Annotated in this window: 16 protein-coding genes and 1 tRNA gene; 15 read left to right on the top strand and 2 right to left on the bottom strand. The window is 49.7% G+C overall.

Annotation, left to right across the window (positions count from 1 at the left end; all coding sequences use genetic code 11):
• Window positions 1-442: 442 nt before the first annotated feature.
• The 12 genes from cydA to nadA all read left to right on the top strand — a co-directional run bounded on the left by cydA (window position 443) and on the right by nadA (window position 10,652).
• Window positions 443-2,026 (top strand): cytochrome ubiquinol oxidase subunit I, encoded by a 1,584-nt coding sequence (gene cydA, locus BZG83_RS10070; protein WP_198532181.1) that lies wholly within the window; start codon window positions 443-445, stop codon window positions 2,024-2,026.
• A gap of 11 nt (window positions 2,027-2,037) precedes the next feature.
• On the top strand, window positions 2,038-3,174 hold the full coding sequence (gene cydB, locus BZG83_RS10075; protein ID WP_069591068.1) for a cytochrome d ubiquinol oxidase subunit II: 1,137 nt from the start codon (window positions 2,038-2,040) through the stop codon (window positions 3,172-3,174).
• A gap of 15 nt (window positions 3,175-3,189) precedes the next feature.
• A complete protein-coding gene (cydX, locus tag BZG83_RS10080) occupies window positions 3,190-3,297 on the top strand; it encodes a cytochrome bd-I oxidase subunit CydX (RefSeq protein WP_069591070.1) in 108 nt (35 codons plus the stop codon).
• Window positions 3,290-3,586 (top strand): cyd operon YbgE family protein, encoded by a 297-nt coding sequence (locus BZG83_RS10085; protein ID WP_158074951.1) that lies wholly within the window; start codon window positions 3,290-3,292, stop codon window positions 3,584-3,586. The genes cydX and BZG83_RS10085 overlap by 8 nt, the downstream gene beginning before the upstream one ends.
• A gap of 252 nt (window positions 3,587-3,838) precedes the next feature.
• Window positions 3,839-4,252: a tol-pal system-associated acyl-CoA thioesterase gene (ybgC, locus tag BZG83_RS10090; protein WP_077480368.1), complete on the top strand. Its 414-nt coding sequence runs from the start codon at window positions 3,839-3,841 to the stop codon at window positions 4,250-4,252.
• Window positions 4,242-4,928: a protein TolQ gene (gene tolQ / locus BZG83_RS10095; RefSeq protein WP_069591074.1), complete on the top strand. Its 687-nt coding sequence runs from the start codon at window positions 4,242-4,244 to the stop codon at window positions 4,926-4,928. The genes ybgC and tolQ overlap by 11 nt, the downstream gene beginning before the upstream one ends.
• A 3-nt stretch (window positions 4,929-4,931) precedes the next feature.
• Window positions 4,932-5,378, top strand: a complete 447-nt coding sequence (tolR, locus tag BZG83_RS10100) for a protein TolR (protein ID WP_077480359.1) — start codon at window positions 4,932-4,934, stop codon at window positions 5,376-5,378.
• A 9-nt stretch (window positions 5,379-5,387) separates the two neighbouring features.
• The gene (gene tolA / locus BZG83_RS10105; RefSeq protein WP_077480360.1) at window positions 5,388-6,431 is read left to right on the top strand and encodes a cell envelope integrity protein TolA; all 1,044 of its coding nucleotides are present in this window, start codon (window positions 5,388-5,390) and stop codon (window positions 6,429-6,431) included.
• Window positions 6,432-6,534: 103 nt separating this feature from the next.
• Window positions 6,535-7,881, top strand: coding sequence for a Tol-Pal system beta propeller repeat protein TolB (tolB, locus tag BZG83_RS10110; RefSeq protein WP_077480369.1), 1,347 nt, complete (start codon window positions 6,535-6,537; stop codon window positions 7,879-7,881).
• Between the two features lie 50 nt (window positions 7,882-7,931).
• On the top strand, window positions 7,932-8,450 hold the full coding sequence (gene pal / locus BZG83_RS10115; protein WP_077455413.1) for a peptidoglycan-associated lipoprotein Pal: 519 nt from the start codon (window positions 7,932-7,934) through the stop codon (window positions 8,448-8,450).
• Between the two features lie 34 nt (window positions 8,451-8,484).
• Window positions 8,485-9,213: a tol-pal system protein YbgF gene (gene ybgF / locus BZG83_RS10120; protein WP_077480361.1), complete on the top strand. Its 729-nt coding sequence runs from the start codon at window positions 8,485-8,487 to the stop codon at window positions 9,211-9,213.
• A 395-nt stretch (window positions 9,214-9,608) separates the two neighbouring features.
• Window positions 9,609-10,652 (top strand): quinolinate synthase NadA, encoded by a 1,044-nt coding sequence (gene nadA, locus BZG83_RS10125; protein ID WP_077480362.1) that lies wholly within the window; start codon window positions 9,609-9,611, stop codon window positions 10,650-10,652.
• A gap of 176 nt (window positions 10,653-10,828) precedes the next feature.
• Here nadA and BZG83_RS10130 read toward each other — a convergent pair whose 3' ends face one another.
• Window positions 10,829-11,407: a UPF0149 family protein gene (locus tag BZG83_RS10130; RefSeq protein ID WP_077480363.1), complete on the bottom strand. Its 579-nt coding sequence runs from the start codon at window positions 11,405-11,407 to the stop codon at window positions 10,829-10,831.
• A 257-nt stretch (window positions 11,408-11,664) separates the two neighbouring features.
• On the opposite strand from BZG83_RS10130, the gene BZG83_RS10135 reads away from it, so the two are divergent.
• Window positions 11,665-11,752: transfer RNA gene (locus tag BZG83_RS10135), tRNA-Ser, on the top strand.
• Window positions 11,753-11,888: 136 nt separating this feature from the next.
• On the opposite strand, the gene BZG83_RS10140 is transcribed toward BZG83_RS10135, so the two are convergent.
• Window positions 11,889-12,395 (bottom strand): hypothetical protein, encoded by a 507-nt coding sequence (locus BZG83_RS10140; protein ID WP_077480364.1) that lies wholly within the window; start codon window positions 12,393-12,395, stop codon window positions 11,889-11,891.
• Window positions 12,396-12,557: 162 nt separating this feature from the next.
• Between BZG83_RS10140 and BZG83_RS10145 the strand changes: the two genes are divergently transcribed.
• Window positions 12,558-14,870, top strand: a complete 2,313-nt coding sequence (locus tag BZG83_RS10145) for a S8 family serine peptidase (RefSeq protein ID WP_077480365.1) — start codon at window positions 12,558-12,560, stop codon at window positions 14,868-14,870.
• Between the two features lie 40 nt (window positions 14,871-14,910).
• Window positions 14,911-15,414: a hypothetical protein gene (locus BZG83_RS10150; RefSeq protein WP_077480366.1), complete on the top strand. Its 504-nt coding sequence runs from the start codon at window positions 14,911-14,913 to the stop codon at window positions 15,412-15,414.
• The last annotated feature ends 256 nt before the right edge of the window (window positions 15,415-15,670 follow it).

Raw genomic sequence — 15,670 nt, forward strand, 5'->3', positions numbered from 1 at the left:
ACCAATGGGGTTTTTTGATCTAGATTAAGGTTATGTAGCACGTGACCCCGTATTGTGGCGACAACTGCCCGTGTCAGTCGCATCGCGTGAGTGAGAGCTAGCTTCAAAGGCTGCGCCATCATCATCGCTTTTCTTTGTGGTTAATCACATTTTTATAAATTATCGTCATTGGCATGCTGGTTTTGCAGCTTGCTCGACAAACCGATAACGACAAAGTTAACGACAACACATTGTGCGTCTAACATTAGAAATAGCTTAATTAGATTTATTTTAACTATAAGGCAACGTTAACGTTTCAAGCGTGTAACAAGCGAGCGGTTATTGAGAAAGTGTGTGTGGCTTTCCCCGCGTCAGCAGTGGTGACAACTGCGCGCAGGGTGAGAAAGAAAAACGAACGATACCTCGTATCGGCACCGAGAAACGGTGTGAAGGAGTGACCATGATTACCGATATCGTCGATTTATCGCGGCTGCAGTTTGCGCTGACCGCGATGTATCACTTCCTGTTTGTTCCCTTAACACTCGGCATGGCATTTTTGCTGGCCATCATGGAATCCCTGTACGTGATGACCGACAAGCAAATCTACAAAGACATGACCAAGTTTTGGGGCAAATTGTTTGGTATTAACTTTGCGCTCGGTGTGGCAACAGGCCTCACCATGGAGTTTCAATTTGGTACCAACTGGGCGTACTACTCCCACTATGTAGGAGATATTTTTGGGGCCCCACTTGCCATTGAAGGACTGATGGCCTTCTTCCTTGAATCCACTTTTGTGGGCCTATTTTTCTTTGGTTGGGACCGACTCAGTAAGCGTCAGCACCTGATGGTGACTTGGCTGGTGGCCTTAGGCTCAAACTTTTCTGCGCTTTGGATCTTGGTGGCTAACGGTTGGATGCAAAACCCAGTCGGCGCTGAGTTCAATTTTGAAACCATGCGTATGGAAATGGTTAGCTTTGCCGAGGTGGTCTTTAACCCTGTCGCTCAAGTGAAGTTTGTCCACACAGTCGCGGCTGGCTACACCACCGGCGCGATGTTCGTATTGGGCATCAGTGCTTACTATCTGCTAAAAGGGCGTGACTTGGCGTTTGCTCGCCGCTCGTTTGCGATTGCCGCGTCGTTTGGTATGGCGGCTATCTTGTCAGTGATTGTGCTGGGTGATGAATCTGGCTACGAGCTTGGCGATGTACAAAAAGTGAAGTTGGCCGCCATTGAAGCGGAGTGGCATACCGAAGAAGCGCCGGCGGCGTTCACAGTACTCGGCCTGCCGAATCAAGAAACCATGCATACTGACTATGCGATTAAAATTCCTTATGTGATGGGCATTATCGCCACCCGCTCGCTAGATAAAGAAGTGACAGGTCTGCGCGATTTGGTGACTGAACACGAGCTGCGTATTCGTAATGGTATGGAAGCTTACGCATTGCTTGAAAAGCTGCGTGGTGGTGAGAAAACACCAGAGAACATCGCAGCCTTCAATGAAGTGAAAGGCGATCTTGGCTATGGGCTACTGCTAAAACCCTATACCGATAAAGTCGTAGATGCGACGGAAACCCAGATCCAGCAAGCCGCGCAAGACTCGATTCCACATGTTGCGCCTTTATTCTGGAGCTTCCGCATTATGGTGGCCTGTGGCTTTGCGATGTTGTTTATCTTCGGCATGAGCTTCTGGCAAACCACTCGTCAGCGTATTGGTGAGAAACCATGGCTACTAAAACTGGCGATGATCGGTATCCCACTTCCTTGGATTGCCTGCGAAGCTGGCTGGTTTGTTGCCGAATATGGCCGTCAGCCTTGGGCGGTGGGTGAGATCTTACCTGTGCACATGGCAGCTTCAAACCTGGCTGCAGGCGATATCATTTTCTCGATGATCGCTATCTGTACCTTATACAGCTTGTTCCTGGTGGCAGAGCTTTATCTGATGTTCAAATTTGCGCGCCTAGGGCCAAGTAGCCTAAAAACAGGACGCTATCACTTTGAGCAGCAAGGCAACCGAGAAGCGGACTTTAGCCGTCAGATTGAAGCATAAGGAGAGACAGCATGTTTGATTATGAAATTTTACGGCTGATCTGGTGGGTCCTCATCGGGGTGCTACTGATTGGTTTCGCCGTAACGGACGGCTTTGATATGGGCGTCGGCGCGCTACTCACGGTGATCGGTAAAACCGACAGTGAACGTCGTGTGATGATTAACTCGGTGGCGCCGCACTGGGACGGAAACCAAGTGTGGTTGATTACCGCAGGGGGCGCGCTGTTTGCCGCTTGGCCTTTGGTCTATGCAACTTCGTTTTCGGGCTTTTATGTCGCGATGATCATCACTTTGGCGGCCTTGTTCTTCCGTCCAGTTGGGTTTGACTATCGTTCCAAGATTGAAGACACCCGCTGGCGGACGCTGTGGGATTGGGGCCTATTTGCGGGTGGGTTTGTGCCACCGATTATCTTCGGGGTGGCATTTGGTAACCTGCTGCAAGGCGTGCCTTTCCAGCTCAGCGATCTGTTGATCCCAACGTACACGGGCAGCTTCTTTGCACTGCTTAACCCGTTTGCCTTGGTGTGTGGCCTAGTGAGCTTAGGCATGATTGTGTTGCAAGGGGCGACGTGGCTGCAAATGAAAACCACAGAGGCGCTGCATGAGCGTGCACGTGTTGTCGCGCAAATCAGTGCATTGGCAACCACGGTTTTGTTTGTACTTGCTGGTTTTTGGATCCAACACATCGATGGCTACGTGATTGTGGGCGAGATTGCCAAACAAGCCCAATCCAACCCATTGGTTAAAGAGGTTGCGGTACAAAGTGGTGCGTGGATGCAAAACTATCAAGCTATGCCAATCTTGTGGCTTGCGCCGTTAGCCGGTGCGCTGATGCCGCTGTTGGCACTGATCGCATCGCGCGTTGAACGCGGTGGTTGGGCGTTCCTRTTTTCAAGCCTGACCATTGCCGGGGTGATCCTAACGGCAGGCATTGCAATGTTCCCCTTCGTGATGCCATCAAGCACCTTCCCAGGCCATAGCTTGACCYTGTGGGATGCCACCTCAAGCGAACTGACCCTGTCTATTATGACGGTGGTGGCGTGTATCTTTGTTCCTTTGATTTTGTGTTACACCCTTTGGTGTTACATCAAGATGTTTGGTCGCTTAGATGCCAAGTTTATTGAAGATAACAAACACTCACTGTACTGATTAAGGAGCCTGCATATGTGGTATTTCACTTGGATTCTCGGCGTCCTGCTGGCTTGCGCGTTCGGTATTATCAATGCCCTTTGGCTTGAGCATACCGAGGCGATGGATAAAGACAATGAGTGATCACACTCACGCACCCAAGGGACGGGCTTTTCCCGGCCCTTGGCGCCTGCTCTCACTTGCCTCAGCCTTGTTTTGGGGCGGTCAAGTGATGTGGCACCCTCAAGCGCTTGCTGCGCAGATGGGGGGGTTTAATGTGCTCATCGGGTTGGGGTTGCTGTATGCAACCTGCATTGGCGTGATCCATGCGGTGGGCTTTAGCGCCCAAGGGCGCTGGAGCCAATGGCTAACGTGGCCGCCTTTGGGGTGGCTGGTGAGCGTAATGCTGCTTTGGGTATGGCTGATGCGTTAAGTGGCGCTACACATACGCTCAGGTAAACGTGGCATCGGCGTCAAGGTGCGTAAAGTGACATCCAAATGACAAAAGCACCCAAGTGGTGCTTTTTTCTGCATTTAAGCGCCGAAAAAGCGCGAAACTTTGGGGCATATCACTTCTCTTGGTAAGAATTGTTTAGAATCCGAGACTCGTATCGTGCGAGCATTTCTATGCGTAAACAACTTAGGTATAGTATTTGCCTATCTCTAAGCGACAATGGGTAAAGAAATGACAGGATCTGTGCCGTTTCGCTGGCCGATTCGCATTTATTACGAAGACACCGACGCGGGTGGGGTCGTTTACCACGCCAACTACCTCAAGTATTTTGAGCGCGCGCGCACTGAACTGCTGCGCGAAGTGGGTGTCAATCAACACACACTCTTTGACGACAATATCGCTTTTGTTGTTCGCCATATGGATATCGACTTTCAACGTGGGGCGCGATTAGACGATGCCCTTGAGGTTGTCACCACAGTGTCAGGCATCGGGCGAGCGACCTTGACGTTTTGTCAAACTTTGGTGAATTCTGAGCAACAAACATTGTGTGCGGCGACGGTTAAGATAGCCTGTGTCGACCCAACAGTGATGAAACCCAAATCGATTCCAACACAGATAAAATCGGAGATATTACGTGACCGCTGAACTTTCCATTCTCGACCTGTTTTTGCAAGCAAGCCTGCTTGTTAAGGGAGTGATGTTGATATTGCTGGGTATGTCAGTGGTGTCGTGGGCGATGATTATCAAACGCTCTAAAGTCATGCAGCAGGCTTTTGGTAAAGCAGAACGCTTTGAAGACCGATTTTGGTCGGGAATTGACCTTTCTCAGCTTTTCCAAGAAGTGCAAGCACGAAAAGACGCCCTGACGGGGAGTGAGAAAATCTTTTATTCAGGCTTTAAAGAATTTGCCCGTTTGCACCGCAGCAATGGCAAAGTTCCGGAGGCGGTTATGGAAGGCACAGCACGTGCCATGCGCGTCTCGCTTTCTAAAGAAGTCGAAGAGCTCGAAACGCACTTGCCTTTCCTTGCGACCGTGGGCTCGATCAGCCCTTACATCGGCCTGTTCGGGACTGTGTGGGGCATCATGCACGCATTTATTGCGTTGGGCGCGGTTAAACAAGCCACACTTGCTATGGTTGCCCCAGGTATTGCTGAAGCCTTGGTTGCAACCGCCATGGGTCTGTTTGCCGCGATCCCTGCGGTGATGGCCTATAACCGACTGACTGCGAAAGTCTCCAAGCTTGAACACAACTACATGAACTTTATGGAAGAGTTTTCAAGCATCTTGCACCGTCAAGCGTTTGCGGCAACCCAGGAGTAATCCATGGCGTACCAACCGAAACGACGCAAAATGACGGCAGAAATCAATGTGGTGCCATACATTGATGTGATGCTGGTGCTGTTGATTATCTTCATGGTGACGGCCCCCTTTGTAACGCAAGGGGTGGATGTTGAGCTGCCCAAAACGGCGGAAGCGAAAACCGCCGCAGAGCTAGCCAAAGAAGAAGACAGCGGTGCGTTTATCATTGTTGAAGTGGATAAGGACGSCCAACTAGGCTTGAGTGTGAATAATGGCGACATGGTTCGTGGCTTAAGTTTGCAAGACACCTTGGTACGCGTAAAAGCCGAGCTGCAGCTTAATCCTAATTCTCCGGTCTTAGTGGGAGGTGATGGCCGCGTGCCTTACTCGGAAATTATCTTAACGCTCGATGCGCTCAATCAGGCCGGTGTGTCATCGGTAGGTCTGATGACTGAACCTTATGAGTCATAGGGAAAAGCAATGAGCGAAACAAAGAAAGCCACCCCTAAAAAAGACTCGTTAGCGCCTGCGCTGGCGATATCTGCCGCGCTCCACCTTGTGCTCGTGATTGTTCTTCTCGTTGGCGCGGACTTTGGAAAAACAGCTACGCCAACCCCGAAAGCGGGGAGTACGATTGATGCGACTGTGATTGATCCCGCGGTGGTGAATGCACAAGCGCAGAAGATCCGCCAACAGCGTGCCCAAGCCAAGCAAGAAGAAGCGGAACGACTTAAGCGACTAGAGCAGCAAGCGCAGCGTCTTGAACAACAGCGTGAACAAGAAGAGCAGCGCTTACGCGAGGTGAAACGGCAAAAGCTTGAGGCTGAGCGCCAAGCACGTGAAGAGAAAAAACGTCTTGCCGAGCAAAAAGCCCAAGCAGAGGAGCAAGCGCGCATCGCGCGTGAAAAAGCCCAACAAGCAGAGCGCGAGCGTCAGCGTAAGCTGGAAGAAAAACGTCAGGCTGAACTCGCCGCGGAGCAGGCAGAAAAAGCGCGTCAGCAAAAACTAGCGGAACAACGCAAGGCGGAAGAGGCAGCGAAAAAAGCAGAGGCAGAGCGCCAACGCAAGCTAGCAGAGCGTAAAAAAGCGGAAGAGGAAGCCCGCAAAGCGGAGCAAGCGCGCCAAGAAGCAGAGCGAAAAGCCGAAGAGGCAAAACGCCGACAGCAAGAGCAAGAAGCGGCCTTGAACGATTTGTTCTCTGGCCTTGAATCTGAGGCCAGTCAGCGGCAAAGCGCACGCGGACAATTTATCCAAGATGAAGTGGCGCGTTATGGCGCCATTTTTACCCAAATGATCCAGCAACGCCTGCTTGTTGACGACGGATTTACGGGACAAGAGTGTGTGGTAAATATGCGCCTTTCGCCAACCGGTCTGCTTTTGGACGTAAAAGAAAAAGCGGGCAATACACGCTTATGTCGCGCAACTAAAACCGCGGTGGTATCTGTATCTCAGTTTCCCATGCCAGATGATGGCGACATTATTGCCAAACTGCGTGAGATTGAGTTAACGGTTAGACCTAACTAATTGACAGGAAAAAGACATGATGGAAGTGAGCCTAGCTGGTGGCACAAACACGATGACAAATAGATCTAGTCAAGCCATATGGCAGCGCGCCCGAACGCGCGGTATGGCGTTGATGACCATGCTATTTGCTTGCCTGCTTTTAGCCACGCAACCTGCACACGCAGCTCTCAAGTTAGTGATCACTGAAGGGGTAAACTCAGCCCGTCCCATTGGGGTGATCCCCTTTCAGTGGAAAGGGCAAGGTGAATTACCGGAAGACGTGTCGGGCGTGGTCGGGTCGGATTTACGCCGTAGTGGTAAGTTTAACCCGTTATCAGTTAGCGAAATGCCGCAAACCCCTTATCGCGACAGTGATGTCGACTATAACGCTTGGACTGCGTTGGGTGTGGATTCAGTACTAACTGGCACCATCACGCCAACGGCTGATGGCCGCTATCAAATTGATTATCAGTTGATTGATATCGTCCGTGGTCAACTCACCGGCGGAGAAAGTAAAGGATTGGGCGCGGACGGCCAGCTGGTCAAAACCGACGATCATTTATTGGTAAATAACCGCGCAACCGTGAAAGCCAGCGATTTACGCCGTTATGCGCATCGTATTTCAAATATTGTCTATGAAAAGCTGACCGGCGAAAAAGGCGCTTTCCTCACGCGTATCGCGTATGTCGTGATTGACGAGGATGCTGATTATCCGTATCAGCTGCGTTTATCGGATTATGATGGATTTAACGAGCGCTTGGTGTTGCGTTCAAAGCAGCCTCTGATGTCACCAGCATGGTCTCCAGATGGTCGCCAATTAGCCTACGTGAGCTTTGAAAATGGCCAAGCGGAAATCTTTATCATGGATATCTACACCGGTGAGCGTGAAAAGATTTCTTCGTWTCCGCGCCACAATGGGTCTCCGCGTTTTTCTCCAGATGGCAGCCAATTGGCACTGGTGCTCTCGAAAACCGGTAGCCTGCAGGTGTATACCTTCGATCTTAAAACCAAGAAGCTCACTCAAATTACGCACGGCCGCGCTAACAGCACTGAGCCATTTTGGGATCCAGATGGGAACTCGCTCATCTACACCTCTGACCGGGGTGGCAAACCTCAGATTTATCGCGTAAATTTAGCCGACGGGACCAGCAGACGTATCACTTGGCAGGGCAACCAAAATATGGGCGGGCAACTCACGCCAGACGGTCGCTTCTTGATTATGGTGAACCAGTCAGCGTCGGGATATAACATTGCCAAGCAAGACTTAAACAGCGGGGCGGTGCAAATTCTGACCAAAACCTTGTTGGATGAGTCGCCAAGTATTGCGCCAAATGGCAGCATGGTGATTTACAGCTCGGTATATGGACGTAAAAACGTGTTGTCGCTTGTCTCTGTAGACGGTCGCTTTAAAGCGCGGCTTCCGGCAACCAACGGGCGCGTGCGTGCACCAGCCTGGTCACCTTACTTATAAGTTTTTAATTTTAAACAACGTGCGCTAACTTTCTAGAAAAGGAAAATAGAATGCAAATCAATAAAGTACTAAAAGGTCTGGCGGTGGCACTGCCGATGTTTACCTTGGCCGCTTGTAGCTCAAGCGACAGCGCAACGGGCAGCGGTGCGGGCCAATCAACCAATCAAAACGGCACCACCGTCGTCTCTCCGGTTGACGGTCAAGGCTCAATGACAGAGCAAGAAATCCGCAACCAAGAGCTACGTCAGTCGCAAACCGTTTACTTCAACTTTGACGATTCGTCAGTTCTGCCACAATACGAAGACATGCTGGATGCGCACGCGACTTACCTGCGTAACAACCCAGCAATGGAAGTTGTGGTTGAAGGTCACGCAGATGAGCGTGGTACCCCTGAGTACAACATCGCGCTGGGCGAGCGCCGTGCAGAAGCGGTATCTAAGTACCTGCAAGCACTGGGCGTTCCTGCAAGCCAGATCTCAATCGTAAGCTACGGTGAAGAGAAACCATTAGTTCTTGGCCAAAGCGAAGACGCGTACGCGAAAAACCGTCGCGCAGTATTGGTTTACTAATCCTCCCTTTAGGTGATGGATAAAAGGTATGACAATGAACAGTAACTCTGTGCGAGCTCTCGCGCTGGCGTTACTGGTGAGTGTGGCAGCCCCAGTGGCTGCCGCACCTGCTCCGGTGACAGAAGTAGGGTCAGGTGGCACCGCCATTGAGCGCCTAGAGCGCATGCTGCAAGCGCGTAATCAAATGCAGCTCGATATGCAGCGTCAACTTGATCAAATGGCGCAAGAATTGAGCAATTTACGCGGTAACGTTGAACGAAATAGCTACGACATTCAACAAGTGGTTGAGCGTCAACGGGACCTCTATCGAGAAATCGATGATCTGCGCACGGCGAAATCCGCAGCGCCTAAAGAAACAAAATCCACTGATGAAAACCCATCAGTGAACTACACCAGCGATCAAACTGAAAACGCGGCGTATGAAGCAGCCGTGAATCTGATCTTAAAAGAGAAAGACTACCAAGGGGCGACCAAAGCGTTTAATGCGTTTTTGCAAAAATACCCAGAGTCTGTCTACACCGCCAATGCCCATTACTGGCTGGGCCAGCTTTTCTTCTCCAAGCGTGACTTTGAGCAGGCGAGCAAGGAATTTACTGCCGTAAGCCAGTTTAAAGATTCCAATAAACGCGCCGATGCCTTACTCAAACTGGGTTTAATTGCTCAGAAGAAGGGCAACACAGCGCAAGCCAACCAGTATTTCCAACAAGTCATTGATACTTATCCGGATTCTACCAGCGCTAAACAAGCGAAAAATGCGATGTAGGCAATAAGGTCCTAGGATCCTAGGGCCTAGGATCCTAGGAAAATGAATACAGAGCGCTTCGCTTACAGAATACGGGAAAAGGCAACTCGTGCGCGCATTGTCCTTTTGCTCTTTTCTGTACTCTGTATTCAGTCATCTGTATTCGGGAGTGGGAATACAGAGCGCTTCGCTTAAGGATTACGGGAAAAGCAAAATCTGGCACGATATGCTTTTTCCGTATTCCGTAATCTGTCGTCTAGAACCTAGAACCTAGAACCTAGAACCTAGAACCTAGGACCTAGGATCCTAGGTCCCAAGATCTAGGACCCAAGATCTAGGCTCTAAAACCTGCGCTCTAGGACTCCAGCCCCACTCACGTTATACTACCCGGACTGGAAGTAAGCATGAGTAATCCCATGAGCCAAGTGATTGAAACGTCGCAAAGGGTTTATCCCTTTCCGCCGAAACCTGTGGCATTGAGTGACGCTGAGAAAAAACAACATGTTGCACGCATTAAACAACTGCTAAAAGAAAAAGATGCTGTGCTGGTCGCTCACTATTACACGGACCCAGAGATCCAAGCGCTCGCCGAAGAAACAGGCGGATGCGTGGCGGACTCATTAGAAATGGCCCGTTTTGGTAATCAACATCCAGCCAAAACCTTAATTGTGGCTGGCGTTCGCTTTATGGGCGAAACAGCCAAAATTCTGACTCCCGAAAAAACGGTATTAATGCCTACACTGGACGCGGAGTGCTCACTGGACTTGGGTTGTCCGGCGGATGAGTTTACCAAGTTTTGTGATGCGCACCCTGATCATACTGTCGTCGTTTATGCCAACACGTCTGCTGCTGTGAAGGCGCGTGCCGATTGGGTGGTAACCTCGAGTATTGCGTTGGAGATTGTCGAACACTTAGACAGCCAAGATAAGCCGATTATTTGGGGTCCCGATCGCCACCTTGGTGCTTATATCGAAAAAGAAACTGGCGCTGACATGCTGCTATGGCAGGGTGAATGTGTGGTACATGATGAATTCTCGGCCCAAGCGCTTGAGAAAATGAAGCACCTTTATCCAGACGCGGCGATTTTGGTTCACCCGGAATCACCGGCGAGCGTGGTGAAAATGGCCGATGCGGTGGGCTCGACCAGTCAACTGATTAAAGCGGCGCAAACCTTGCCGAATAAAAAGCTGATTGTGGCCACCGACAAAGGCATTTTCTACAAAATGCAGCAAATGGTGCCGGAAAAAGAGCTCGTTGAAGCACCCACAGCCGGCGCGGGCGCGACCTGTCGAAGCTGTGCCCATTGCCCTTGGATGGCGATGAATGGTTTGARAGCGATAGAAAACGCGCTAGAAAACGGTGGTAAACAGCATGAAATCCACGTGGATGCWGCATTACGTGACAAGGCGTTGATCCCTCTTAATCGGATGCTTAACTTTGCCGCGGAAATGAAAGGGTAACACCGTTCCTAGGTCCTAGGAAAAGATGACGGAATACAGAAAGAGCAAAAGCCCCGATGTGCGCACGATTTGCTCTTTCTAGTCTCTAGTCTCTAGTCTCTAGTCTCTAGAAGCGATGCGTCTCGTCTCTTCCCATACTCTGTAAGCGAAGCGCTCCGTATTCCGTCGTCCAGGACCTAGGCCCCTTCCTGATCTTCCGCCAGTGTCGCACCGTGATGTGTAAGGCCACATAACATGATTGGCATCGCATTATATATTTCTTCAAATTGCGCTAACTCTTCTGCGCCTTGTGCTTCCATGGTGGATAGCGCCGTTTCTGGATCATAGAGCAAGCTGATTGACAGCACGACACCGCCGAGAAGGGCATTACTTTCGGTGTTTTCCGGCATCAAGGTTTCCCAATCATCACGCGTTAAACTCCAGCCTTGGAGCAAGCCTTCGGCAAAATCACGTGTTGCTTGGTTGACGATCTCTGCATCATCAAGAGCACAACCTTCTGGCCAGTGCCATTGTTTGTCTAACAGTTGTTGGCGCTGTTCATTCCAAATATCGACAATCAGGTTCGCGTAGTCTTCAAATTGCTCGTGATTTTCAAATGGTGCTTGTTCTGCACCGCCCCAAAGCACAGGCAGCCACTCACTGGGGCTAATCACATGGGGGGCCGCAGCCATGGCGGTAACAACGCCACGGGTTTGCATCTCATTCAATAGCTTGTCGCTATCGGCATGTTGGGCAAGAAATTCAGATAAAGTCATTACAAGTCTCAGCCAGCTGTTATCGTTGATGGTCGGAGTTTAACAGTTTTCGTTCTCGCTTGCGTTGTTACATCATGGATTCCCACGTCTTTCCATTCCAAATTCTCCAGCGAATAAGAGAATTAAAGTGGATGTGGCGAGAAAGCAGTCATTCGCACCAATAAAGGTGCTTAACCGGTTGACCCCAAGGCGGCAACTCACTATAGTACACCCCCGTTAGCGCAGATGGCTTTAGCTTCTTAGCGCTAAAACAATATGGTGAGGTGTCCGAGTGGCTGAAGGAGCACGCCTGGAAAGCGTGTATACGGCAACGTATCGAGGGTTCGAATCCCTCTCTCACCGCCATATTAAAAAAAACCGCCCTCGTGGCGGTTTTTTGCTATCTACAGTTCTCTTCTTACAACCACTCGCGTAATGCTTGTGCGCGAAATACCAATATTACCGGAACGCTTACATGTCGCGGTGATGTCTTATGCGGGTTTCACATTTGGTTACTGTCACTCATTGGTAGTGGTTTGAGTAACGGATTGGCGTTACGGCATTGATTATTGATCAGTGAAAAGCGCGGCACGGGCTTAGGCTGACAGTGTGATGCAATCGGGTGAAGCTCCTGAATAAATTGGTCTAGCTGATTATATTCCTCAACCTGCTTTAATAGCTTGGCTTGTTCTGCTGGGCTCATCGTTTTTATGGAGTAAACAATATACCGAGCCGGGCCTTCACAGGGCGAATAACCCATTGGGAAATACCGGCATTGATCAAGTGTTTCTGCGTACGTTTGATGGCTAACAGCAAGCAGCGCTTCCCTTAGGTGTTTATGCTGTACTTTAGGTGGCACACTTTCACTGGCTTCATTGTTATTAATAGCGGAATTACTCGCTGACTCTGGGTCTTTTGATGCGATTGACTGACATCCTAATAACATAAAACTCATTAAAAGAGTGAGTGTAATCGTTTTAATGATTGAAATTAAATCAATAGATTTCATAATAAACCTAAATAATGCATGGAATAAAACATCCTGACATCACTAAGGATACACCAAATAACAGAAAATTATTTCAAACTGATATTTTTATGTTGAGTTTTTGTTTGACGTTTCGTAGTTTGATTTTTCCTTTTACATGGAAGTGAATAATAAGGAAATTGAATGCAAAACAACAAAATGAAGCGAGGGCTCCTCGCGGGACTCGTGCTATCAGCCATTTCAGGCTGTAACATACAAGAGCAAGACAAGCCTGTCGTCACCATTGAGCCTCAAACACTTGAGGCAACAGAAATGAAGCAAGGGGTGGGATTACCACTGCAAATTCTCCCCCAAAATACCACGGTAGAGACTATAAAATTCTTCGAGAAGAATACCGAAGTGACGAAGAATTCTCGCGACCAATATCTTTTCTCACACGGTCTCGTGAATGCCGATCTTTCCGATAACACTGTGCTCTATGTGCCAACAAATACCGCTCAGAACCGAACAATCTCGTATGAGCTGACGACAGCAGATCAAATAATACGTGGCTCACTCACCATTCGCGGCGATTTAAAGTCCGATCCATTATTTTCCGAACAGTGGCACCTTAAGAACACCGGTCAGACCGGTTATGCCATGCAAGCGCAAACGTATCAAGCTTGGATAGATTTACGTACGGCGCAAGGGATGAGTGATGAGGAAGCGCGTCGCCGTTATCAATACGACCCTAGCATTCTTGTCTCAGGTGAAGACATGAACGTGTTAGCGGCGCATCAACAAAACATTACCGGCCAACAGGTAACGACTGTTGTGGTGGATTCGGGAATGGCAATTGCCCATGAGGATCTGGTTGATAATGTATTGCCGAATCGTTCGATTAACTTTGTGGATGGTACGAATGATCCAACAGCGACCGGTACCGGTGGCGACCATGGCACATCCGTCGCCGGTTTAATTGCGGCAAAAGGCTGGAACGGCTTGGGTGGACGTGGGGTCGCGCCTGACGCCAATCTGATTGGTATGAATTATCTTGAGGAACAGTCCAGCGCAAGCCAAGCGGCAAGCTACGGCATGACAGGTTCGGGAATTAGCGAAAACGAAAACATCGCGGCGTTCAACCGCAGTTACGGTATTTCAGCGCCAGCGTTTATTCCGACAGAGACGATGGATGAAACCATGTACCGCTATCCCACACAATACCTTCGCCAAGGTTTGGGGGCGCTGAATATTAAATCGGCGGGGAATGCCTTTGAATCGACGCAAAGCTGGGCTGAAGGCAATCAACTTTGCGATGATGCTCAAAACGGTATTGTTTCTGGACGATCACGCGTTCTTAGCTGCTATGACAGCAACTGGGATCCCGCCAATGCAAGCTTTTACACAGTGACGGTGGGTGCGACGACCACCGCAGGTAAAAAATCGAGCTATTCGACGGCAGGTTCCAGTCTTTGGGTTGCCGCGCCAGGCGGTGAATACGGTACGACAGAGCCCGCTATGGTGACAACCGATCAAATGTCGTGTCAGCGAGGTTATGCTAGTCAAGCGGCGGTCGATGAGTTTGAACAATCGAACGGGGCCTTTTTAGCAGCGCTTGGCGTCGAGGATTTTCATGCCCGAGTTTGGCCATTTAATACACCGGGGACCGACCTTAACCGTGACGTGAATCCATCATGCAATTACACCAACACCTTCAATGGCACCTCATCCGCTGCGCCAAATGTGACTGGTGTGGTTGCGTTGTTAGTACAGGCCAATCCGCAGCTTACGTGGCGACAAATCCGTTATATTCTCGCGGCAACCGCTGACAAGATTGATGCTGACGATCAGCCTATCTCACTGTTGGTAGGGGGAGAGGACAGTGAACGTACTGTGCCTGTGCATTTGGGATGGGTCGATAACGCTGCGGGGTTCTCGTTTAATAATAAGTACGGTTTTGGGCGTGTAAATGCCGGAAAAGCGATTGAGATGGCGACCCAGAACCCGATCAAATTACCGCCATTAGTAGAAAGTGAGTGGATTGATGTGTCCCCATCTGTGCCGCTCAGCATCCCTGATGCGGATGCAAAAGGGACCAGCTTGCGCTTTACGCTTGATGAAAGCCGTCTTGAAAAAAACCTTACCATTGAAGGGCTGCAATTTGGCTTTAATATTGAAAATGCGGATTTAACGGCCGTTAGCAACGGCGACCTGACAGGAAGCACAGCCGCGTCAGATATCGCGATTAAAGTGACGTCTCCGTCGGGTACTGAGGCAATCCTAGCTACGTCGCGTACGTCTCTAGGTGCCTATCAAGGGCTAGGCAACAGTGGCCATCCAGGATATGCGTATCATATCAGTGGACCAATGTTGGCCAATGCTTTTTTAGGTGAAGCCGTATATGGCCAATGGACGGTTGATATTGTCGATACAAATCGCGCCGATTTTGGTGATATATACAATAATCGCGTACCCAGCCAATTGACTGCAGCGCAAATTCGCGTCTATGGCCACTGATCCCATTGACAGAAACAAGATTGATAGAAAGGAGTTCATCATGAAAACAGCCGTAATGATTGTTATCACTGCAATGGGAATCAGTAGTGCCGCAAACGCAAGTGACATGGGTAGCATTCAGCAACCAGCACAATCTTCGATTGTGCAACCTATCGAGCGTAAAGCGACCACCGCGGAGCAAGCCATTGCCGAGAAACTAGGAGAGAATGCCACCTTATCCGATTTACCTGAACTGCAAAGTTACAAAGGGGTAAACCTAAATAATCAACCGCTGCAAGCGGGGAGTACGGTTTATAACGAAGTTACCCGCAGTGTGGGGAAAGTGACAGGCAATATCACCGTTTTGCTGAGCCATGGTTCCATTTATGACTTGGCAGAAACCCTCAAGCTCAACGTCACCTACTTTGACGAGCGCGCGAAATTAGGGCAGCTCAGTGCCGCGGGCCAGCATGATATCCTCGTCACCTTGGATAAAGTGCGCCGTTCTCCACAAGTTGCCTCGGCGCGCCTTGATATTGCAGAGAGCCGCAACCGTCCTCAGTAATCGGAGTCAATACATGGAGAAGAGCGAAGCTTGTTCTTCAATGTTTGCAAAAAACCGCCCTAGTGGCGGTTTTTTGCTGTTAGCGATTGGGCACAATTGTGTTATTTGGGAGTAAAGCCCCGCCGCTAGATACATCAGCTATGACTTGAGTGGATGTTAATGGAGTATGCTTGGCGTATTTCTTGCATTATTTTTGATAATGCATGGAAAGGCAAATGTTTGCCGTCAGATTGGCACCAAGACCCAAAGAGTATCC

Source organism: Salinivibrio sp. PR919, from assembly GCF_001995355.1.
Classification (GTDB): Bacteria; Pseudomonadota; Gammaproteobacteria; order Enterobacterales; family Vibrionaceae; genus Salinivibrio; species Salinivibrio proteolyticus.

Bases quoted from the DNA above. Each gene is read 5' to 3' on its own strand.
- cydX (WP_069591070.1), top strand. From the start codon at position 3,190: ATGTGGTATTTCACTTGGATTCTCGGCGTCCTGCTGGCTTGCGCGTTC.
- BZG83_RS10085 (WP_158074951.1), top strand. From the start codon at position 3,290: ATGAGTGATCACACTCACGCACCCAAGGGACGGGCTTTTCCCGGCCCT.
- ybgC (WP_077480368.1), top strand. From the start codon at position 3,839: ATGACAGGATCTGTGCCGTTTCGCTGGCCGATTCGCATTTATTACGAA.
- tolA (WP_077480360.1), top strand. From the start codon at position 5,388: ATGAGCGAAACAAAGAAAGCCACCCCTAAAAAAGACTCGTTAGCGCCT.
- pal (WP_077455413.1), top strand. From the start codon at position 7,932: ATGCAAATCAATAAAGTACTAAAAGGTCTGGCGGTGGCACTGCCGATG.
- ybgF (WP_077480361.1), top strand. From the start codon at position 8,485: ATGAACAGTAACTCTGTGCGAGCTCTCGCGCTGGCGTTACTGGTGAGT.
- BZG83_RS10130 (WP_077480363.1), bottom strand. From the start codon at position 11,407: ATGACTTTATCTGAATTTCTTGCCCAACATGCCGATAGCGACAAGCTA.
- BZG83_RS10140 (WP_077480364.1), bottom strand. From the start codon at position 12,395: ATGAAATCTATTGATTTAATTTCAATCATTAAAACGATTACACTCACT.
- BZG83_RS10145 (WP_077480365.1), top strand. From the start codon at position 12,558: ATGCAAAACAACAAAATGAAGCGAGGGCTCCTCGCGGGACTCGTGCTA.
- BZG83_RS10150 (WP_077480366.1), top strand. From the start codon at position 14,911: ATGAAAACAGCCGTAATGATTGTTATCACTGCAATGGGAATCAGTAGT.